The sequence below is a fragment of the Halomonas sp. genome (assembly GCF_052095695.1).
GTDB lineage: Bacteria > Pseudomonadota > Gammaproteobacteria > Pseudomonadales > Halomonadaceae > Vreelandella.
Map to the genome: position 1 here is coordinate 15,892 of NZ_JBQDLQ010000040.1, position 16,653 is coordinate 32,544.

Annotated in this window: 17 protein-coding genes; 12 read left to right on the forward strand and 5 right to left on the reverse strand. The window is 56.8% G+C overall.

What is annotated here, in order from left to right:
* Positions 1 to 3: 3 nt before the first annotated feature.
* On the reverse strand, positions 4 to 1,020 hold the full coding sequence (gene mtnA / locus ACTH5D_RS09810) for an S-methyl-5-thioribose-1-phosphate isomerase (RefSeq protein ID WP_441670691.1): 1,017 nt from the start codon (positions 1,018 to 1,020) through the stop codon (positions 4 to 6).
* A gap of 141 nt (positions 1,021 to 1,161) precedes the next feature.
* Here mtnA and mtnB point away from each other — a divergent pair, with 141 nt between their 5' ends.
* From mtnB to ACTH5D_RS09825, 3 genes are read left to right on the forward strand one after another with little or no spacing between them, the layout of a single operon-like run.
* On the forward strand, positions 1,162 to 1,749 hold the full coding sequence (mtnB, locus tag ACTH5D_RS09815) for a methylthioribulose 1-phosphate dehydratase (RefSeq protein ID WP_441670693.1): 588 nt from the start codon (positions 1,162 to 1,164) through the stop codon (positions 1,747 to 1,749).
* Positions 1,746 to 2,465: an acireductone synthase gene (gene mtnC, locus ACTH5D_RS09820; RefSeq protein WP_441670695.1), complete on the forward strand. Its 720-nt coding sequence runs from the start codon at positions 1,746 to 1,748 to the stop codon at positions 2,463 to 2,465. Before mtnB ends, mtnC begins: the two co-directional genes overlap by 4 nt.
* 35 nt (positions 2,466 to 2,500) lie before the next feature.
* Positions 2,501 to 3,049 carry a 1,2-dihydroxy-3-keto-5-methylthiopentene dioxygenase gene (locus ACTH5D_RS09825; protein WP_441670697.1) on the forward strand — a complete coding sequence of 183 codons (549 nt, stop codon included), beginning with the start codon at positions 2,501 to 2,503 and terminating at the stop codon, positions 3,047 to 3,049.
* A gap of 114 nt (positions 3,050 to 3,163) precedes the next feature.
* Here the strand turns inward: ACTH5D_RS09825 and mtnK are convergent, their stop codons facing one another.
* Entirely contained in the window at positions 3,164 to 4,426 is a 1,263-nt protein-coding gene (gene mtnK / locus ACTH5D_RS09830; RefSeq protein ID WP_441670699.1) for an S-methyl-5-thioribose kinase, read from the reverse strand.
* A gap of 140 nt (positions 4,427 to 4,566) precedes the next feature.
* The gene (locus ACTH5D_RS09835; RefSeq protein ID WP_441670701.1) at positions 4,567 to 4,833 is read right to left on the reverse strand and encodes a DksA/TraR family C4-type zinc finger protein; all 267 of its coding nucleotides are present in this window, start codon (positions 4,831 to 4,833) and stop codon (positions 4,567 to 4,569) included.
* 139 nt (positions 4,834 to 4,972) lie between these two features.
* On the opposite strand from ACTH5D_RS09835, the gene ACTH5D_RS09840 reads away from it, so the two are divergent.
* From ACTH5D_RS09840 to ACTH5D_RS09860, 5 genes are read left to right on the forward strand one after another with little or no spacing between them, the layout of a single operon-like run.
* Positions 4,973 to 5,965, forward strand: a complete 993-nt coding sequence (locus ACTH5D_RS09840) for an ABC transporter substrate-binding protein (RefSeq protein ID WP_441670703.1) — start codon at positions 4,973 to 4,975, stop codon at positions 5,963 to 5,965.
* A 2-nt stretch (positions 5,966 to 5,967) separates the two neighbouring features.
* Positions 5,968 to 7,668 (forward strand): ABC transporter permease, encoded by a 1,701-nt coding sequence (locus ACTH5D_RS09845; protein ID WP_441670705.1) that lies wholly within the window; start codon positions 5,968 to 5,970, stop codon positions 7,666 to 7,668.
* Between the two features lie 18 nt (positions 7,669 to 7,686).
* Positions 7,687 to 8,733, forward strand: coding sequence for an ABC transporter ATP-binding protein (locus ACTH5D_RS09850; protein WP_441670707.1), 1,047 nt, complete (start codon positions 7,687 to 7,689; stop codon positions 8,731 to 8,733).
* Entirely contained in the window at positions 8,730 to 9,797 is a 1,068-nt protein-coding gene (locus tag ACTH5D_RS09855) for an MBL fold metallo-hydrolase (protein WP_441670709.1), read from the forward strand. Before ACTH5D_RS09850 ends, ACTH5D_RS09855 begins: the two co-directional genes overlap by 4 nt.
* 10 nt (positions 9,798 to 9,807) lie before the next feature.
* Positions 9,808 to 10,254, forward strand: a complete 447-nt coding sequence (locus tag ACTH5D_RS09860) for a phosphatase domain-containing protein (RefSeq protein WP_441670711.1) — start codon at positions 9,808 to 9,810, stop codon at positions 10,252 to 10,254.
* On the opposite strand, the gene ACTH5D_RS09865 is transcribed toward ACTH5D_RS09860, so the two are convergent.
* Both ACTH5D_RS09865 and ACTH5D_RS09870 read right to left on the reverse strand, forming a co-directional pair.
* Positions 10,251 to 11,414 carry an MFS transporter gene (locus ACTH5D_RS09865; RefSeq protein WP_441670713.1) on the reverse strand — a complete coding sequence of 388 codons (1,164 nt, stop codon included), beginning with the start codon at positions 11,412 to 11,414 and terminating at the stop codon, positions 10,251 to 10,253. The two genes, ACTH5D_RS09860 and ACTH5D_RS09865, sit on opposite strands and share 4 nt — an antisense overlap.
* 117 nt (positions 11,415 to 11,531) lie before the next feature.
* Complete coding sequence (locus ACTH5D_RS09870; RefSeq protein WP_441670715.1) at positions 11,532 to 12,215, reverse strand: GntR family transcriptional regulator; 684 nt, start codon at positions 12,213 to 12,215, stop codon at positions 11,532 to 11,534.
* Positions 12,216 to 12,370: 155 nt separating this feature from the next.
* Between ACTH5D_RS09870 and dctP the strand changes: the two genes are divergently transcribed.
* The 4 genes from dctP to ACTH5D_RS09890 all read left to right on the forward strand — a co-directional run.
* A complete protein-coding gene (gene dctP, locus ACTH5D_RS09875) occupies positions 12,371 to 13,366 on the forward strand; it encodes a TRAP transporter substrate-binding protein DctP (RefSeq protein ID WP_441670717.1) in 996 nt (331 codons plus the stop codon).
* Positions 13,367 to 13,447: 81 nt separating this feature from the next.
* Positions 13,448 to 13,966 (forward strand): TRAP transporter small permease subunit, encoded by a 519-nt coding sequence (locus tag ACTH5D_RS09880; protein ID WP_441670719.1) that lies wholly within the window; start codon positions 13,448 to 13,450, stop codon positions 13,964 to 13,966.
* A gap of 2 nt (positions 13,967 to 13,968) precedes the next feature.
* Positions 13,969 to 15,303, forward strand: a complete 1,335-nt coding sequence (locus tag ACTH5D_RS09885; protein WP_441670721.1) for a TRAP transporter large permease — start codon at positions 13,969 to 13,971, stop codon at positions 15,301 to 15,303.
* A gap of 10 nt (positions 15,304 to 15,313) precedes the next feature.
* On the forward strand, positions 15,314 to 16,653 hold a 1,340-nt coding region (locus ACTH5D_RS09890), incomplete at its 3' end, for a malonyl-CoA decarboxylase (protein WP_441670723.1).

A 16,653-nucleotide genomic window follows, 5' to 3' on the forward strand; every position in this document is an offset into this window, starting at 1 on the left:
CCATTACCGGCAGTGCTCACCGCGAGCGATGGCGGCGGCGTCAAACACGCCGGTATCCAGCACCCAGCCGGTTACTAAAGACGCTGGCGTCACATCAAAAGAAGGATTCCACACCGGCGCATTTTCCGGCGCCCACACAACATCCCCAAAAGCACCGGAGGCGCCACGTATTTCGGCGGCGTCGCGCTGTTCAATCGGAATGTCAGCGCCGGTGGCGCAGGCCTTGTCTACCGTGGTGTAGGGCGCCACTACGTAGAACGGTACCTTATGGTAGTTGGCGACTACTGCCAGCATGTAAGTGCCCACTTTATTGGCAAAGTCGCCGTTAGCGCAGATGCGGTCGGCACCCACCATCACTTTATCCACTTTACCGGCAGCCATTAGGCTTGCGGCCATGCTGTCCGCAATCAGCTGGTACGGAATATCCAGGTCAGCCATTTCCCAGGCGGTTAGCCGGCCACCCTGAAGCAGCGGACGGGTTTCATTCACGTACACATGCAGCGCTACCCCACGCTTTTTAGCCACCGCCAGCGCGCCAATGGCCGTACCGACACCCGCCGTCGCCAGGGCGCCGGTATTGCAGTGAGTCAGCACTCGCTCGCCCTCTGCCAACAAATCCGCACCGCGTTCGGCCATGCGTAAACACAGCTCGCGGTCTTCTTTAAACAGCGAGGCAGCGCGCTCAGAAAGCACACCCGGCCCTTGGGCAAAGCAGGCCTCCATGGCGTCCAGGCAGTACATCAGATTAACCGCCGTGGGCCGAGTAGCACGTAAGCGATCACTTACCCACTGCCACTCGCTCTCCTGCCCGGGATGTTGCGCGGCATACTGCGCCAGCACAAAGGCTGCACTCAGGCCGATTAACGGCGCGCCGCGAATCGCCAGGCTTTTCACCGCTACCTGCCAATCGTCCGGGCTTGCACAGCGCACCCACGTTTCGGCCTGGGGCAGGCGTGTTTGATCCAGATACTCAAGCGAGTCGGCATACACCCGCAAACTGCGTGATTGAAGATGAGGCATCAGGGGCTCCTTGAGTACTGATTACAAGAACGGATGAGGAAGAACGAGTGATAAAAAACGGGTGCGGCACATGGCTTATCAGCCGCGGAGCATATCATATAGAATGAAGGCCTTTAGAAGCGATGCGGCGCTGATTCTACGATGAGCATACAAGACGAACTGTTAGCAGCGATTTCCTGGGCGGCCCAGCGTGGCTGGGCGCCAGCTACCGGCGGCAACTTTTCTTCACGTACCGACAAAGGCTATCTGGTGACGGCCTCCGGCGTTGATAAAACCTGCGTGACGGCCAACGACCTACTGCTTTGCAACCTGGACGGTGGCGTGCTTGAAGGTGATGGTAAGCCGAGTGCGGAAAGCGATCTTCACGCTGCGCTTTACCGCTTGGACCCAATGATTGGCTGCGTGCTGCACACCCATACGGTTGCCAGCACCGTTCTGTCGCGTCGCTTTCCAGAGGGTATTGAGCTAAGCGGCTTTGAAATGCAAAAGGCGCTTCAGGGCAACCAGACCCACGCTACTACTATTCACCTGCCGGTTGTGCCCAATTCTCAGGATATGAACGAGCTGGCCGATCACGTGCGTGCTGGCTGGCCGATGCCCTGGGGCTTTCTGGTAGTGGGCCACGGTATTTATGCCGTGGGCAGCACCATTGCCGAGTGTCGTCGCCATCTGGAAGCCATTGAGTTTTTACTTGCCTGTACCCTTGAAGAGAGCCGGTGGTCTAAATGAACAAACATCCAGGTCTTGATAGCGTAGATATGAATACCCCAAGCATTCGCGCCGTGGTCACCGATATTGAAGGCACCACCACGGATATTAGCTTTGTGCATAAAGTGTTGTTTCCTTACGCTCATGAGCAGTTGCCCGAATTCGTTCACAGCCATTCAACCCAGCCTGATGTAGCTGAGCAGATAGCCGCCGTACGCGATGAGCTCAAGGCACCGGATGCCTCACTGGATAAAGTGATCGAAACGCTGCTTTACTGGATCGAGACCGATCAAAAAGTCACCCCGCTCAAAGCACTACAGGGCATGATATGGGCCGATGGCTATCAGCGCGGTGCTTTCAAAGGGCATCTTTATAGCGATGTTGCCCCGCACCTTCGTCAGTGGGCAGAAGCCGGGAAGCAGCTTTATGTCTACTCGTCAGGCTCCGTGCAGGCGCAAAAGCTGCTGTTTGGTTACAGCACAGAGGGCGATTTGACACCGCTGTTTAGCGGCTATTTCGACACCCATATTGGCCACAAGCGCGAAGCCCCGGCGTATCAGCATATTGTCAGCAAGCTACAGCTCTGCGCCGATGAAATCCTGTTTCTATCCGATGTGGTGGAAGAGCTGGACGCCGCCAAGCAGGCGGGCATGCAAACATTGCAGCTAGTGCGGGAAGGCACGCAGGCTGGTAAGCAGCACGCTTGCGCCGCAAGCTTCGACGAAATTACTCTGTAGCCTTTAGGCCCGTCACTTTTAAAGGAGCGCTTTTGATGTCGCAACTCAAAGTATTTGCCGATCAGAATCCTAACGATGCGTTAGTGGATACCTGCGACGGCGAGCAAATCAAGGCCGAGCTAAATCGTGTGAACGTGCTGTTTGAGCGCTGGGCAACGCCGGGCGAAATTGCAAGCGATGCTACCCAGGACGACATACTGGCGCTTTACCAAAATGACATCGAGCGTCTAAAAGCCCAGGGCGGCTACCAGACGGTTGATGTGCTGCACATGGTGCCGACGCATCCTGAAAAGGATGCCATGCGCCAGAAGTTTCTAAATGAGCACCGTCATCACGAAGACGAAGTGCGTTTCTTCGTCAAAGGTCAGGGGCTGTTCTGCCTGCATATTGAAGACAAGGTGTATCAGGTGCTTTGCACCCGCAACGACCTAATCAGCGTACCCGCCAATACGCCCCACTGGTTCGATATGGGCCCTGCCCCTGAATTCACCGCGCTGCGCTTCTTCGATAACGTGGAAGGCTGGGTGCCCCACTGGACCGAAAGCGACATCGCTGGAAAGTTTGACCGGATTGATCAGCTTTAAGTGGTGAGTCGTTAATAGTGAGCAATGAGTTGTAAGTTGTAAGTTGTAAGTTGTAAATCGAGGAAGGCAGCTTTAGCGCGCGAACGGCTAAAGCTGACATCTCCTAATACGTTGTTACAACACTTCTCGTTGGCTGTACGCCTTAGCTAATTCCATTAGCGCAGAAAGGTCGCCGTAAGCCTCCGGCTCCATAATCAGGGCTTGCCCCATCAACACGTTGCGTGCTTCAAACTTGGCGCGAAGAGCGGGGTCTTCAATCTCTTCGAAATCAGCGTTGTGGGCAAGTGAAAGTACCCGGCGGTGCATTTCAATACCGCAGTAAGCCAGCGCGTCCAGTCGAATTTCATCCAGCAACGCATCGCAGGCGTCGTCTGCGCTGTTGCCCTGTTCCTCAAACAGCGCTTTCGGGAACAAAATACCGGTGCGCTCGGTTTGCCATAAGTGGCGGAACTCGGCATCAAAGCTTGTGAAGCACGCTTCAATCACGTCGAGAATCCATGCCTGGTAAGCGGCCAGCTCGTCATCCTGGCGGTGGGCAGGCTGGCTGAAGTACGCCATTAGGAAGTTGGCCACGGCCATCCCCAGATCAAATGCCATCGGCCCGTACTGGGAGAACTCAGGGTCGATCACGCGCACGTCGGTATCAGTCGCCATAATCGAGCCCGAGTGCAAATCACCGTGAAGCATGGTCTCGGTGTTGGCGGTGAACTTCATCAACAGCCGCTGCACCTTGGCTTTTAGGCGAGCGTTGCGGCGCAGCTCATCCACCACCGGAGAAAGCTCCGGCGTGTGGTGATTCATTTCAGCGGCGTAATAGGGGTCGGTAAACACCAGCGATTCGGTAATCGCGGGAATCTCCACGTTGCCAGAAAACAGCCCAACATCCTGCTTTTTCTCAGGGCTGCTGAGCGAAAGCTCTGAGCCACGGAACGCCGTGCGCGCGCAGAATTGGCCGATAGTTTCGCCAAGCTGCGCCACTCGCTCACCAGCAATTAGCTTGCGGCGCAGAATCGTGTGCGGGTGGAGGTACTCCATTACAAACAGCGCCTGAGGCTTATCGAAGTAGTAAACCTCTGGCGCAATACCAGGTGCGCGCTTGGCCTGACGCACCAGCGCGTAATATTCAAAGTGAGCGCGATACGTCGGTAGCGGCCAGCTCTCACCTACCATGCGCACATAGGGCAGTGCCTGCTTTACCACGACACTGCCCGTAGCCCCCGCCACGATAAACACTAGGTTCAAGTTGCCGTCGCCCACCTCTCGAATTTCCCAGCTAGCGGGGTCACCGCCAACTCGGCTGGCTACCGCGTCAATACTGCCGAGTCTTGTTGAAAGTGTTTCGACGCTAAGGGCGCGATAATCTTGATCAAGTTCCAAAAAATCAATCCTCACAATTTTTTACACTGACTCATGCCTAAAAACAGTACTCGAATATAGCGTATTTACAAAACGTCTCGACGTAGTAAGCCTACCGCCTAGTGATCAAGGCGTTGACCTCCTGCTGACTAACGACAATATTAACGCAACTGACTATCTTTACTACCTCGCCGGTTATAGCCACTAGCGGTTGACTGCTTTTTATCAAACTCCCCTTGGCAAGCGACACATAGCCTAACACCCGGCATTGCCTGTCGGCGCGCGTCAGGAATGGGATCGCCACATTCTTCGCAAACCTCCAGGCTGGCACCGTGGGGTAGTTGGCAGCGTGCACGCTGTATTGCATCGTTCAAGGTGCTTTCAATCTGCTCCTGTTCGGCACCGTCTTTAGACCATCCGCCTGCCATAGCCGCATTCCTCGTATCTATGATCACAATTTTCCAGCATAGCAGTCACGAAAGAGGAAAAGAGTCACATGAAAGCATAGTGTCATTTTCTTGTAAGCAGATGGCCTTAATGTAAGGGTTCACTCAACGGAGAACCCTCATGCTGAAGCGTCCCTTAACGCTTTCTTTATCTACGGCAGCCGTCGTGGTCAGTTTGTTTGTTTCGACCCCAGCAGCCGCAGATAACACGCTAGCCCTCTACACCAGCCAGCCCAACAGCGATGCCCAACAAACGGTGGATGCTTTTCAAGCGGCCTATCCCGATATTGAAGTGGAGTGGGTACGCGATGGCACCACGCGGCTGATGACGCGGCTGCGTTCGGAGCTTTCAGCGGGGGTGAGCAATCCAGATGTACTGCTGATTGCCGACAGCATGACCATGGAGTCGCTCAAACAAGAAGGCCTTTTGCAGCCTTACTTAAACGATGAGCGTCAGGCACATGACGCCGAGCTATACGACCCGGAGGGCTACTACTACGGCACCAAGCTGATCACCACTGGGATTGTGTATAACACCGGCGCTGAGCACCAGCCGCAAAGCTGGCAAGACCTGCTGGGCCCCGACTATGAGGGGCTCGTCACCATGCCCAGCCCGCTTTACTCGGGCGCAGCGTTAATCCATATGGCGGCCATTAGCGCCAATCCGGTACTTGGGGTTGACTACTACGACGCGCTGCACGCCAATCGTACCGATGCCCAGGGCGGCAATGGTGGCGTATTTAACGCCGTGGCCGCAGGCACTAAGCCCTACGGTATCGTGGTCGACTTCTTACCCATTCGTGAAGCGGCTAAAGGCTCGCCGGTCGCGTTTGTGTTCCCTGAAGAGGGCGTCAGCGCGGTGACTGAGCCAGTGGCGATTATGCAGGACGCCAAGAATGTGGATGCCGCACAGAAGTTCGTGGATTTCGTGCTCTCCGAACAGGGCCAAGCGCTGGTGAGCCAGCAAGGCTATCTGCCTGCGCGCAACGATGTAACGCCCCCCGAAGGCTTCCCTGCCCGCGACAGCATTACGCTGATGCCGGTGGATATTGAGCAGACCCTGGAACAAGAAGCTGCCTTAAAACAGCGCTTTAGCGATTTATTCGGCGGGTAATCATGACGCCTGCCCTGACCTATAGCAGCCAGCATCGCTGGCTGCTTTCCAGCCTGTTAATCGCCATTGTGCTGCTCAGCCTAGTGCCCAGCGTGCGCCTGCTGATAGAGGCCTTGAGCGACCTTGCTCAAGGCCGGCAGTCACCGCTGTGGCAAGTACTCAACAGCGCCAGCACCTGGCGCGCCCTCTGGCACAGCCTGTATACCTCAGGGCTGGGCATGCTGATTGCGCTGGTGCTGGGCAGCCTGTTTGCGTTTGCCATCACGCTCACCAACGTGCGTGGTAAATCGTGGCTGGTATTCTGCTTCATGCTGCCCATGATGATCCCACCTCAGGTCACTGCGCTTAGCTGGTTACAGCTTTTTGGCCCGGCCAGCCCGCTATTAAAGAGCCTTGGCATGGCACCGCCGCTAGGCAGCCCTCAACCGCTCTATTCAGCGGAAGGCATTGCCTTACTGCTAGGGATTCAAAGCGCTCCGTTGGTATTTCTGGCCCTGCGCACCAGCCTACTGTCACTGCCCCGCGAGCTTATTGAAGCCGCGCGCATTAGCGGCGCCAAGCAAACCCAGGTGTGGGGCCATATTATCCTGCCCGTTACCCGCAGCGGCTTAGTGGCCGGGGGCTCAATGGCGTTTATTTCGAGCCTAGGTAACTTCGGCATTCCCGCCATGCTGGGCATTCCTGCCGGGTATTTTGTACTGCCCACGCTGATCTATCAGCGTATGGCCAGTTTCGGCACTGGAGTCCTGGCTGAAATGGCCGCTCTTTCGCTGCTGATTGGCTTACTCGCGCTGACCGGCGTGGCACTTCAGCAGCGCCTGATGAGTCGCAGCCGCTTTGGATTAGGCGGTCATAGCGGCCGCTCGCATGATTTCACGCTTGGCCGCTGGCGCACGTTGGTAACGGCAACGCTGGTCGGCATCTTAGTGGTTATTTTAGTCGCACCGCTACTCGCCCTTATCGCCAGTTCGCTGGTGCCGGCCATGGGCGTGCCGCTTAACGCTGAAACGCTCACGTTGCACGCTTATGCCGACGTGATTGGTCGTCAGGGCGCAACGTGGCGGGCAGTCAACAATAGCCTATGGCTGGCGGGCAGCGCCGCCGTGGTGCTGATGCTGCTTAGCTTGCCACTGGCGTATCGATTACAGCGCTTGCCTGAGCGCTTGCGTGGCGTGGTGCTCAGCGCGATTGAAATTCCCTACGCCCTTCCCGGCGTGGTGCTGGCGATTGCCTGCATCCTGCTGTTTGTACGCCCACTGCCGATTATTAATGTGGCGCTCTACGGCACGCTGGGGCTTATTTTTATCGCCTATCTGGCGCGCTTTTTGGTGGTTTGCGTCAAGCCCGTGGCCGCCAGCTTAGCGCAGCTTGACCCCTCGCTTGAAGAAGCCGCACAGCTAGCCGGCGCGGGCCCCTGGCGGCGGCTAGGCGGCATCGTGTTACCGCTGGTGGCACCCGCCGTGTTTGCCGGCGGGCTGCTGGTGTTCTTATTAGCCGTCAACGAACTCACCGTGTCAGCGCTGCTTTGGAGCGCCGGTAACGAAACCCTCGGCGTGCTGATTTTCAATCTTGATGAAGGTGGCGAAAGCGTTCTGGCCTCCGCCGTTTCAGTCCTGGTGGTGATCATGGTTGCTTCATTAATGCTGGCACTTAGTTTGCTGGCGCCACGACTACCTAAAGGAGTAATCCCATGGCAGAGCTAATATGGCAGAACTAATATTATGACCGGGCTAACCATTGAGCGTGTCACCAAACGCTTCGGCGAACACACCGCCGTCGATGAACTGTCCCTCTCGGTGGCCCCTGGTGAGTTTGTGGCGCTGCTCGGCCCCAGCGGCTGCGGAAAAACCACCATGCTGCGTATGCTGGCGGGCTTTGAGGCGGTTAACGACGGCACTATTCAACTAGGTGATCGCACGTTGGCAGGCCCAGATATCCATATGCCGCCAGAACAGCGCGATATGGCAATGGTGTTTCAATCTTATGCGCTGTGGCCGCATATGAGCGTTGCCGACAACGTGGGCTATCCGGTCAAACTGCGCGGCCTGCGCGGGGCGGCGTATCAGCAAAAGGTTCAGCAAGCACTCGCCTTGGTAGAGCTTGAAGCCTACGCCGAGCGCATGCCCCAGGCTCTCAGCGGCGGCCAGCGCCAGCGAGTGGCGCTGGCACGCTGCCTGGTCAGCGACCCGTCGGCAGTGCTGCTGGATGAGCCACTGGCCAACCTTGACCGCCACCTGCGCGCCACCATGGAACACAGCTTTCGCGACTTTCATCAGCGCACCGGCGCCACCCTGGTTTACGTCACTCATGATCAAACCGAAGCGATGGCGCTGGCCGACAAGATCGCCGTCATGAAAGCCGGGAAACTGGTGCAATGGGGCGCGCCAGAAATGCTTTACAAGGAGCCCCGCACGCCGTGGGTAGCGGGGTTTATCGGCCAAGGGAGTCAGTTAAAAGTCGCCGCCGGAAGCCCTGGCAAACGCTTAGAAAGCACTGTACTAATGCGCGGCTTGAGCGCCATTGCATCGGAGCGCACTCAAACGGTATTAGTACGCCCCGAGCATATTCAGATCAGCCTCTCTACTGCGATGGCAGACCAGCTACCCGCTCAGGTTGAAAGCATCATTTTTCGTGGCGAGCGCTTTGAGCTCAGCCTGCGCCTGCCCAGCGGTGAAACGCTGCTCGCTTATCACCATAGCGCACCTGAATTGGGTAGTCAGGTTGCCGTTAACCTTCTTCAAGGCTGGTGCCTGGAGCTTGATCAATGAGCGTCAACATCGACATTCTAAGCGGCTTAGGCGACAAAGGGCCGGCCGCTATTGTGGTCGAGACGGACGGCAAACGCCTGCTGCTAGATGCAGGTGGCGCGCTCCACCCGAATGACACCATCACGTGGGCCAACAAGCTAGATGTAGACGCCGTGCTGATTAGTCACGACCACATAGATCATATCGGCGGCGTGGCCGAACTAGCGGAAGACATACCACTTTACTGCACACCGCTGGTGGCCGAGGCACTGCCTGCCAACCGCGCCTGGCGCCCCCTGCCCGAGCGCGGCTCGCTTGAGGTGGAAGGCATCACCGTCACCACCGGCCAGGCGGGGCACTCGCTAGGCGGCGTGTGGCTGCATTTAGCGGTGGGAGGCGGCATTTTCTATAGCGGCGATGCCTGTTTTGAGTCGCAACTGTTGCCTTTTGATACGCCTCCACCGGCGCGTATTGCGCTACTCGATGCCTCCTACGGCAGCTACGACCAGCCCCAAGCACATTGCGTGCAGGGCATTAGTAAGCACCTTTATCAGCCGCTGGCGTTGCCAGTGCCAGAGACCGGTCGCGCCCTGGAAATGGCACTATGGCTGGCGGAAGAGGCGGATCAGCGGCAGTTAACGCTCGCCATCGACCCGCTGATTCGTGACAAGCTGGCTGCGCTATTGGCACTGCCTGCCACACTGCACCGCCCTGGGAGCGAGACCGCTATTGCCAGTGTGTTGGCACGAGCAAATGATGAAAATGCCCTACTCCGATTAATAAGTGACCGCAACGATACCCCGGCACAATGGCCCGATCACCATCTGCTCCATACCGGTTACCTAACCCCTGATCGCCGCGTCCAGCTAGCGGCGGGCGAGATAAGCTGGCAGCGCTGGAATGTTCACCTGCGTGCGTCGCACCTGGTGGCGCTCGCCGAGCAGTTGGGCGCTACTCAGGTAGTGCCGCTATTTACCCCACTTTGCGATAACGAATTAACTGCCTGGCGCAGTCTGCTCAGTGACCGGCTCTGCACTGCTCAGCGTTTCCCTGTTGATTCTCATTTAGCTACTTTTTCTGTTTAGGGAGTTTTGCATGTCCGCAGTCATTGTCGATGTCGACGGCACCTTAGCCGAGTTTCACCCTCACCAGGTCAGCGACTGGGTGCTGGGCAGTCAAAAACAGTGGGAGCCCTTCTTTGCCCATATGGCCGAAGCGCCGGTAATCGAAGCGGTGGCTAGGCTGGTCAAAATCCTGAAGGCCCAAGGCCAAAAGATCGTGATTTGTAGCGGGCGCCCGGATAGCCACCGGGCGCATACCCAATGCTGGTTAGAGCGCCACACCATTCCCTTTGATGCCATGTATTTGCGCCCTGAGGGCGATGATCATGTGGATGATGAAATAGTGAAAGAGGCGCTTCTGGAGCGTATGCGTAGCGACGGCTTTGAGCCTTGGCTGGTGCTGGATGATCGCGATGCCGTGGTCGCCCAGTGGCGCGCACTCGGCCTCACCTGCCTACAGTGCGCGGCGGGGGATTTTTAAGGCCCTATTGGATGGACGCGCCGCTGCCAAATAAGCACGGCTAAAGGCACCAGCGCGATCGGGATTAACAACAGGTTCAGCGTCGCCCATCCCAAGCCGCTGACCAAGGGTCCGGCGAGCAATGCAGTGATGGCCGCGGTGCCAAACACTAAAAACTCGTTGGCAGCCTGAGTGCGAGCTTTGTCCTCAGGGCGATAACTTTCGGTGAGCAGCCCGGTGGCGGGTAGGAAAGTAAAATTCCAGCCCAGGCCCAGCAGAATCAGCGCCACGTTGAAACCGGCTAAACCAATACCCAATTGGGCGACCAGGGCGCTTGCGACCAGCAGCAGGCAACCAGCCACGATGACCCGCTTGGCGCCAAAGCGTGTGGCTAAATGCCCGGTAAAGAACGAGGGTAAAAACATCGCCACCACATGCCACTGAATGGTCATGGAAACGTGGTTAAAGTGGTGTCCAGCCCCTGCCATGGCAAGCGGGGTAGCAGTCATGGCCAGGTTCATCACGCCGTACCCGACCATCGCTGCACTCACCGCTACAATAAACCCAGGCTGGCGGAGTATTTTACCCAGCGGTAGTGCGCTGCCTTCACCGTGGGTGCGCGAGGCAGGCGGCAGCCTTGTTAGCATTAATACCACTAACGCCAGTGCGTAGAGCGCGGCCAAGCCAACAAAGCTGCCCAGAAACGGCACCTCGCCCAGCTCACGACTCACTCTGGCCAGCCATGGCCCGGCAAACGCTGCGAGTACACCGCCGCCCATCACCAAGCCGATCGCCCGATCACGCATCTGCGCAGGGGCGGCCTCCACCGCGGCAAAGCGATACAGCTGGCCAAAGCCAATGCCGATACCGATCAACCAGGTGGCTAGCAGAAACAGCTCAAAGCGTTGACTCATCAGCGCCTGCACGGCGACCAGCGCCCCCACCAACCCAATAATGTTGCCCAGCATGAACCCACGCTTTCGGCCCAGCCTGGCCATGATTAACGAAGCGGGAATGGTGGCACACATCAGCCCCAGCCACTGGGTAGCGACCGGCGCGGTAGACCACGACACGCTGGGCGCTAACGACGCCCCGATCAGCGGTGACACAGCAATCAACAATACATTGCCGGTGACCAACAGCGCTTGGCAGAGCGATAACAAAGCGACCGTTAAAGGCATGAGGCACTCTCCACTGAGGAATCGGCGTAGGAAGAAGCAAAGCGTTGGCGATAGCTATAAGTGTCAGCGCAAAGCCCCATGTCGGCAAGGACGATTACCCCACCGATATGGACAAACTTATCCGGTGTGCTCTAGCGACCCTTCCATACGCCGCACGCTAGAAACGAAGTCGCTAAAGCGCTCGCCTTGAATCAACACGTGGTCGCTCAATGCTTGCTGCGCCGCCAAAGGATCACCTTTCTCAATCGCTTCTACGATAGTTTTATGCTCGCTCAGCGAGCTATGCACCCGCTGGCGCACCTGCAGCTGCAGGCGCCGGTAGGGCTTTAGGCGTTGCTTTAACTGACGCGCTTCGCTAGCCAAAAAAGTATTGTGGCTGGCGGCGTAAATGCAGTCGTGAAAGCCTTCATTCTCATAATAATACTCGTCGCTATCACCGGCTAAAGCAGCCGCTTCGCACCGCCGATGCGCTTCACGTAGTGCCGTCAGTTCCTGATCGGTGATCCGGCGGGCAGCGAGGCGGCCACACATGCCTTCAAGCTCTGCCATGACTTCAAACATTTCGATCAACTGGTCGATACCGACTTTTGCCACAAAGGTGCCTTTCTTGGGTGACACCGTTACCAACCCGCTGGCAACGAGCTGCTGAAAAGCCTCACGCACCGGCGTTCGCGAGACCTGAAACGCCTGTCCCAAGGCCTCAGGATCGAGCCGCTCTCCGGGGACACGGCGGCCATTAATAATGTCATCTTCGAGAGAATCTCTCAGTCGCTGTGCGTTAGAACGCTTAATGCCCGCCATGTTTTACCTCCTGAATCGTGGCTTATCTCACGCATTTAAAAAGACCATACAGTTGACATTAGCACAGTTAACCGCTATTGAAATATATATCAGATTGCCTGATGAACACACAAAAGCTTATCCAAAAACATAACAACAAGTGCTGGAGATGCCACATGAAACGCTATTTGATCCCTACCGCGGCTGCACTAGGTCTTGCTATTGCAGCTTCTCATGCCTCTGCGGATACCGTACTACGCGCCTCGCACCAATTCCCCGGCGGCCAGGGGGATGTGCGCGATGAAATGGTTCAACTCATGGCCCGCGAAGTAGCCGCCGCGGACGTCGGTCTGAGCATCGAAGTTTACCCTGGCCAATCGCTGTTCAAAGCACGCGAGCAGTGGGGAGCGCTGGCGAGAGGCCGCTTGGATATCACGTCGCTACCGCTTGATTATGCCAGCGGCCGCCACCCGGAGTTTTCTGCCACGCTGATGCCGGGCCTGGTGCGCAACCAGGCGCATGCCCAGCGCCTGAATGACTCCGAATATATGCGGCTCATCAAAGACGTCATTTTAGAAGGCGGCGGGCGCGTACTTGCCGATGCCTGGTTGTCTGGCGGCTTTGCCTCAAGCGAGCAGTGCATTACATCACCTGAAAGCGTTAGCGGGCAGAACATTCGTGCGGCAGGCCCTGCGTTTGAAGAGATGCTGGAAGAGGCAGGTGCATCCATCGCCTCAATGCCCTCCTCTGAAATTTATACCGCCATGCAAACCGGCGTGCTGGAGGCTGCCAACACGTCCTCGATGTCATTTATCTCCTTTCGCCTTTATGAACAGGCTGAATGTTTGACCCAGCCAGGCGACTTCGCACTGTGGTTTATGTACGAGCCGATTTTGATCTCGGAGCAAGTGTGGCAGGGGCTGAACGAAGAGCAGCAAACGGCACTGCTGGAAGCTGGCAAATCGGCGCAGGACTTCTTCGCCGACGCCGCGGCGGCGATTGATCAAGAAATGGTCGACCTCTACGAAGAAAATGGCGTTGAAGTCGTCAGCATGAGCGAAGAAGACTACAACGCTTGGCTTGATATCGCCCGCGAGACCTCCTACAAAAACTTTGCTGAGAACGTGCCTAATGGCCAGGCCATTATCGATGCGGCTCTAGCCGTTGAGTAAGCAACGGGTTAACGCCTAATAGCTCGGCCACTCCGCTAGGCGTGGCCGCCTTATGATACTTGCTCAGCCGGATGAATAAATATGGCAACCACCACTCACGAACCCTCCTCACGCGGGGGCATTCTTGGCGGCTACATTCGCGCCATGGACGTGCTTTCTCACTGTTCTGCCTACTTAGCCAGCGCGATGTTTATTGCTGGCGTGCTGGTTATCTGCCAGATGGTCTTTGTGCGCTACGTATTGGGAATGAGCACCAGTTGGCAGACCGAGTTCACCATTTTCTCGGTCACCGGGGCGATGCTAATGGGTAGCCCCTACGTTTTAATGACCGGTGGCCACGTCGCGATCACGATTGTGCCCGACGCCCTGGGCGGCATTGCGCGCACGGCGATGCGCCTAGTCGCCGCGCTATTTGGTTTAGGTTTCTGCGCCGCGCTCGCCTATGCCAGCTGGGTCTATGTTCTTGAAGCCATCCACGGCGACTGGACCACGGGCTCGGTATGGAACCCACCACTATGGCCTGCACTGCTGCCAATGGCCATCGGCGCGACCCTTCTTTCACTTCAGTATGTGGCTGAAATTTTGCGTGGGGAGAGCTGAGCATGGATCCCATTACGTTAGGCATTATTGTCGCCATCGCGCTGATTTCGCTAATGGCCATCGGCACCCCTATTGCGTTTGCACTGGGCGGCGTATCCCTGCTGGCGCTGCTTTATGATCGCGGTCTTTCCGAGCTTACCTACTTCGGGGAGACCTTTTTTGATCGCATTGCGGAGTTTGGCTTTGTCGCTATTCCCATGTTCATTTTGATGGGCGCTGCGGTGGCGTCCTCGCCCACGGGGCGTGATCTGTATCGCTCGCTGGATCTGTGGATGGGTAGGCTGCCCGGCGGCTTGGCCGTTTCAAATATCGGCGCCTGTTCGATTTTTGCCGCCCTTTCAGGCTCGTCACCGGCGACCTGTGCGGCGATAGGCAAAATGGGCATTCCTGAAATGCGCAAGCGCGGCTACCCCGACGGCGTTGCGGCGGGCTGCATTGCCGCAGGCGGCACTTTGGGGATTTTGATTCCGCCGTCGGTCACCATGATCATCTACGGGATTTCCACCGAAACCTCAATCGGGCGGCTGTTTATTGCCGGCGTGGTGCCGGGCTTTATGCTCGCAGGGCTGTTTATGATCTGGACCATGATCGCCTGCAAAAGAGCCGGCGGTTATAGCAACCCAATGGCGGAATCTGCCGAGCGGCTAAAACAGACCGTCAAGCAGAATGTCGATACCAACATGAAGGCATTGGTACGCGTACTGCCGTTTCTAGGTGTGGTGGCCGGCATCCTATTTGCTCTTTACGGCGGGGTGGCAACTCCCTCGGAGGCAGCGGGCGTCGGTGCATTCCTCTGTTTGGCGCTGGCTATTCTGATCTATCGCATGTGGCAGCTGGGTCCGATTAAACTGATCATGCGTGACTCGCTGCGCGAAAGCGTGATGATCATGCTGATTATTGCCACCGCCGAAGTGTTTGCCTACGCGCTGTCTTCAATGTTTATCACCCAGACCGTGGCGGCCGCGATTGCGAACCTGGAAGTAAACCGCTGGGTACTCATGGGGGTGATTAATCTTTTCTTGCTGGTAGCCGGCTTCTTCCTACCGCCCGTCGCCGTGATCGTGATGACCGCGCCAATTTTATTGCCCATCATTTTGGCGGCCAACTTCGATCCCTACTGGTTTGCCGTCATTTTGACCATCAACCTGGAGATTGGCCTGATTACGCCACCGGTGGGCCTTAACCTATTCATTATTAAAGGCATCGCGCCGGATATCTCGCTGCGCAACATTCTGATGGGCAGCTTGCCCTACGCACTATGCATGGTACTGGGTATCTTGCTGCTGTGCCTTTTCCCAGGCATCGCCCTGTGGCTACCTAACTTGATCATGGGTTGAGGAGCGAATAATGAACATGATGTTTCTTCAGGAGCTGTTCAACAACATCACCCAGCGTGATGCTCTGTTGCGACGCCGCCAGCCTGAGACGCTAACGCCCGACCACCGCCAGCTAGTCAAAGCCTGCCAGGCGCTGCTTGAAAGCGATGGGGAAGCCTCCAGCATCGCCTTGGCAAGTCGCGCCTTAGCGATCTATCAACGCCTCTCAGTGGCTGAAAAAAGCAGCTTCTTTGCTCGCCTATCAGCTGACTTCGCAGCCGAGCCAGGTCCTATCGACGCGGCCTATGCAAGCTACCATGAGGCCCGTGACAATGACTCACTGCAACGGCTTTTCGAGGCCTGTGAGCCACGTCGCCAGGAGCTCTTCCGGCGTTTGAATCTGGCCAGCGACGGTACTTTTGAACTGGTTAAAATGCGCGAAGACTTACTAGGATTATTACGCGCACAGCCTGAACTCGCCGCGATTGACGATGATTTTGGCCATCTATTCGGCTCTTGGTTTAACCGCGGCTTTTTGATGCTCAAGCGTATTGATTGGAACACGCCGGCCTCAATTCTAGAGAAGATTATTCGCTACGAAGCAGTCCATGAAATTCAAGACTGGAACGACCTGCGCCGTCGCTTAGACGCTCGCGACCGGCGCTGCTTTGCCTTCTTCCATCCGGCGATTGGCGACGAGCCGCTTATCTTTGTCGAAGTCGCGCTGCATAAGGGTCTGCCGAGCCGTATTCAGCCCATCTTATCTGGAGAGATGTCTGGAGAGATGTCCGGCGAGAGACCTGGCAATAAAAAAGGACTCAATGATCCGGATGACGCCGATACCGCGGCATTCTTTGGCATCAGCAACTGCCAAACGGGGCTACGCGGAATATCGTTTGGCAACTTTTTAATCAAGCAGGTGGTTCAGGAGCTGTCTCAGGAACTGCCGCAGCTTAAATACTTTGTGACGCTTTCTCCGGTGCCCGGCTTCGCTCAATGGCTGCAAACGCAGCGTGACGATGAACAGTTGCCCCAGCCGCTGCGACAAACACTCACAGCGCTTGAAACACCGGCGTGGCATCAAGATAAAGCCCATGAAGAGCAGCTTAAAGCCGCGATTCGCCCGCTGGCCGCGCGCTACCTGATGGATGAGAAAAACAGCCATGGCCTGCCGCTAAATCCGGTCGCGCGTTTTCACCTGGGCAACGGTGCTGAGCTGCACCGCATCAACTGGTTAGGTGACACGTCCCTCAAGGGGTTTCAACAGGGCGCCGGCTTAATGGTCAACTATCTATATGTGCTGGACGATATCGAGCACAACCACGAAAACTATACCGCCAAGGCCACCGTTGCCTGCTCAAATGAGGTGCG

Excerpts from the sequence above, each read along its gene's own strand:
- dctP (WP_441670717.1), top strand. The coding sequence starts at position 12,371 with ATGAAACGCTATTTGATCCCTACCGCGGCTGCACTAGGTCTTGCTATT.
- mtnB (WP_441670693.1), top strand. The coding sequence starts at position 1,162 with ATGAGCATACAAGACGAACTGTTAGCAGCGATTTCCTGGGCGGCCCAG.
- ACTH5D_RS09855 (WP_441670709.1), top strand. The coding sequence starts at position 8,730 with ATGAGCGTCAACATCGACATTCTAAGCGGCTTAGGCGACAAAGGGCCG.
- ACTH5D_RS09885 (WP_441670721.1), top strand. The coding sequence starts at position 13,969 with ATGGATCCCATTACGTTAGGCATTATTGTCGCCATCGCGCTGATTTCG.
- ACTH5D_RS09865 (WP_441670713.1), bottom strand. The coding sequence starts at position 11,414 with ATGCCTTTAACGGTCGCTTTGTTATCGCTCTGCCAAGCGCTGTTGGTC.
- ACTH5D_RS09860 (WP_441670711.1), top strand. The coding sequence starts at position 9,808 with ATGTCCGCAGTCATTGTCGATGTCGACGGCACCTTAGCCGAGTTTCAC.
- ACTH5D_RS09835 (WP_441670701.1), bottom strand. The coding sequence starts at position 4,833 with ATGGCAGGCGGATGGTCTAAAGACGGTGCCGAACAGGAGCAGATTGAA.
- mtnC (WP_441670695.1), top strand. The coding sequence starts at position 1,746 with ATGAACAAACATCCAGGTCTTGATAGCGTAGATATGAATACCCCAAGC.
- ACTH5D_RS09825 (WP_441670697.1), top strand. The coding sequence starts at position 2,501 with ATGTCGCAACTCAAAGTATTTGCCGATCAGAATCCTAACGATGCGTTA.
- ACTH5D_RS09840 (WP_441670703.1), top strand. The coding sequence starts at position 4,973 with ATGCTGAAGCGTCCCTTAACGCTTTCTTTATCTACGGCAGCCGTCGTG.
- ACTH5D_RS09880 (WP_441670719.1), top strand. The coding sequence starts at position 13,448 with ATGGCAACCACCACTCACGAACCCTCCTCACGCGGGGGCATTCTTGGC.
- ACTH5D_RS09845 (WP_441670705.1), top strand. The coding sequence starts at position 5,968 with ATGACGCCTGCCCTGACCTATAGCAGCCAGCATCGCTGGCTGCTTTCC.
- ACTH5D_RS09870 (WP_441670715.1), bottom strand. The coding sequence starts at position 12,215 with ATGGCGGGCATTAAGCGTTCTAACGCACAGCGACTGAGAGATTCTCTC.
- ACTH5D_RS09850 (WP_441670707.1), top strand. The coding sequence starts at position 7,687 with ATGACCGGGCTAACCATTGAGCGTGTCACCAAACGCTTCGGCGAACAC.
- mtnA (WP_441670691.1), bottom strand. The coding sequence starts at position 1,020 with ATGCCTCATCTTCAATCACGCAGTTTGCGGGTGTATGCCGACTCGCTT.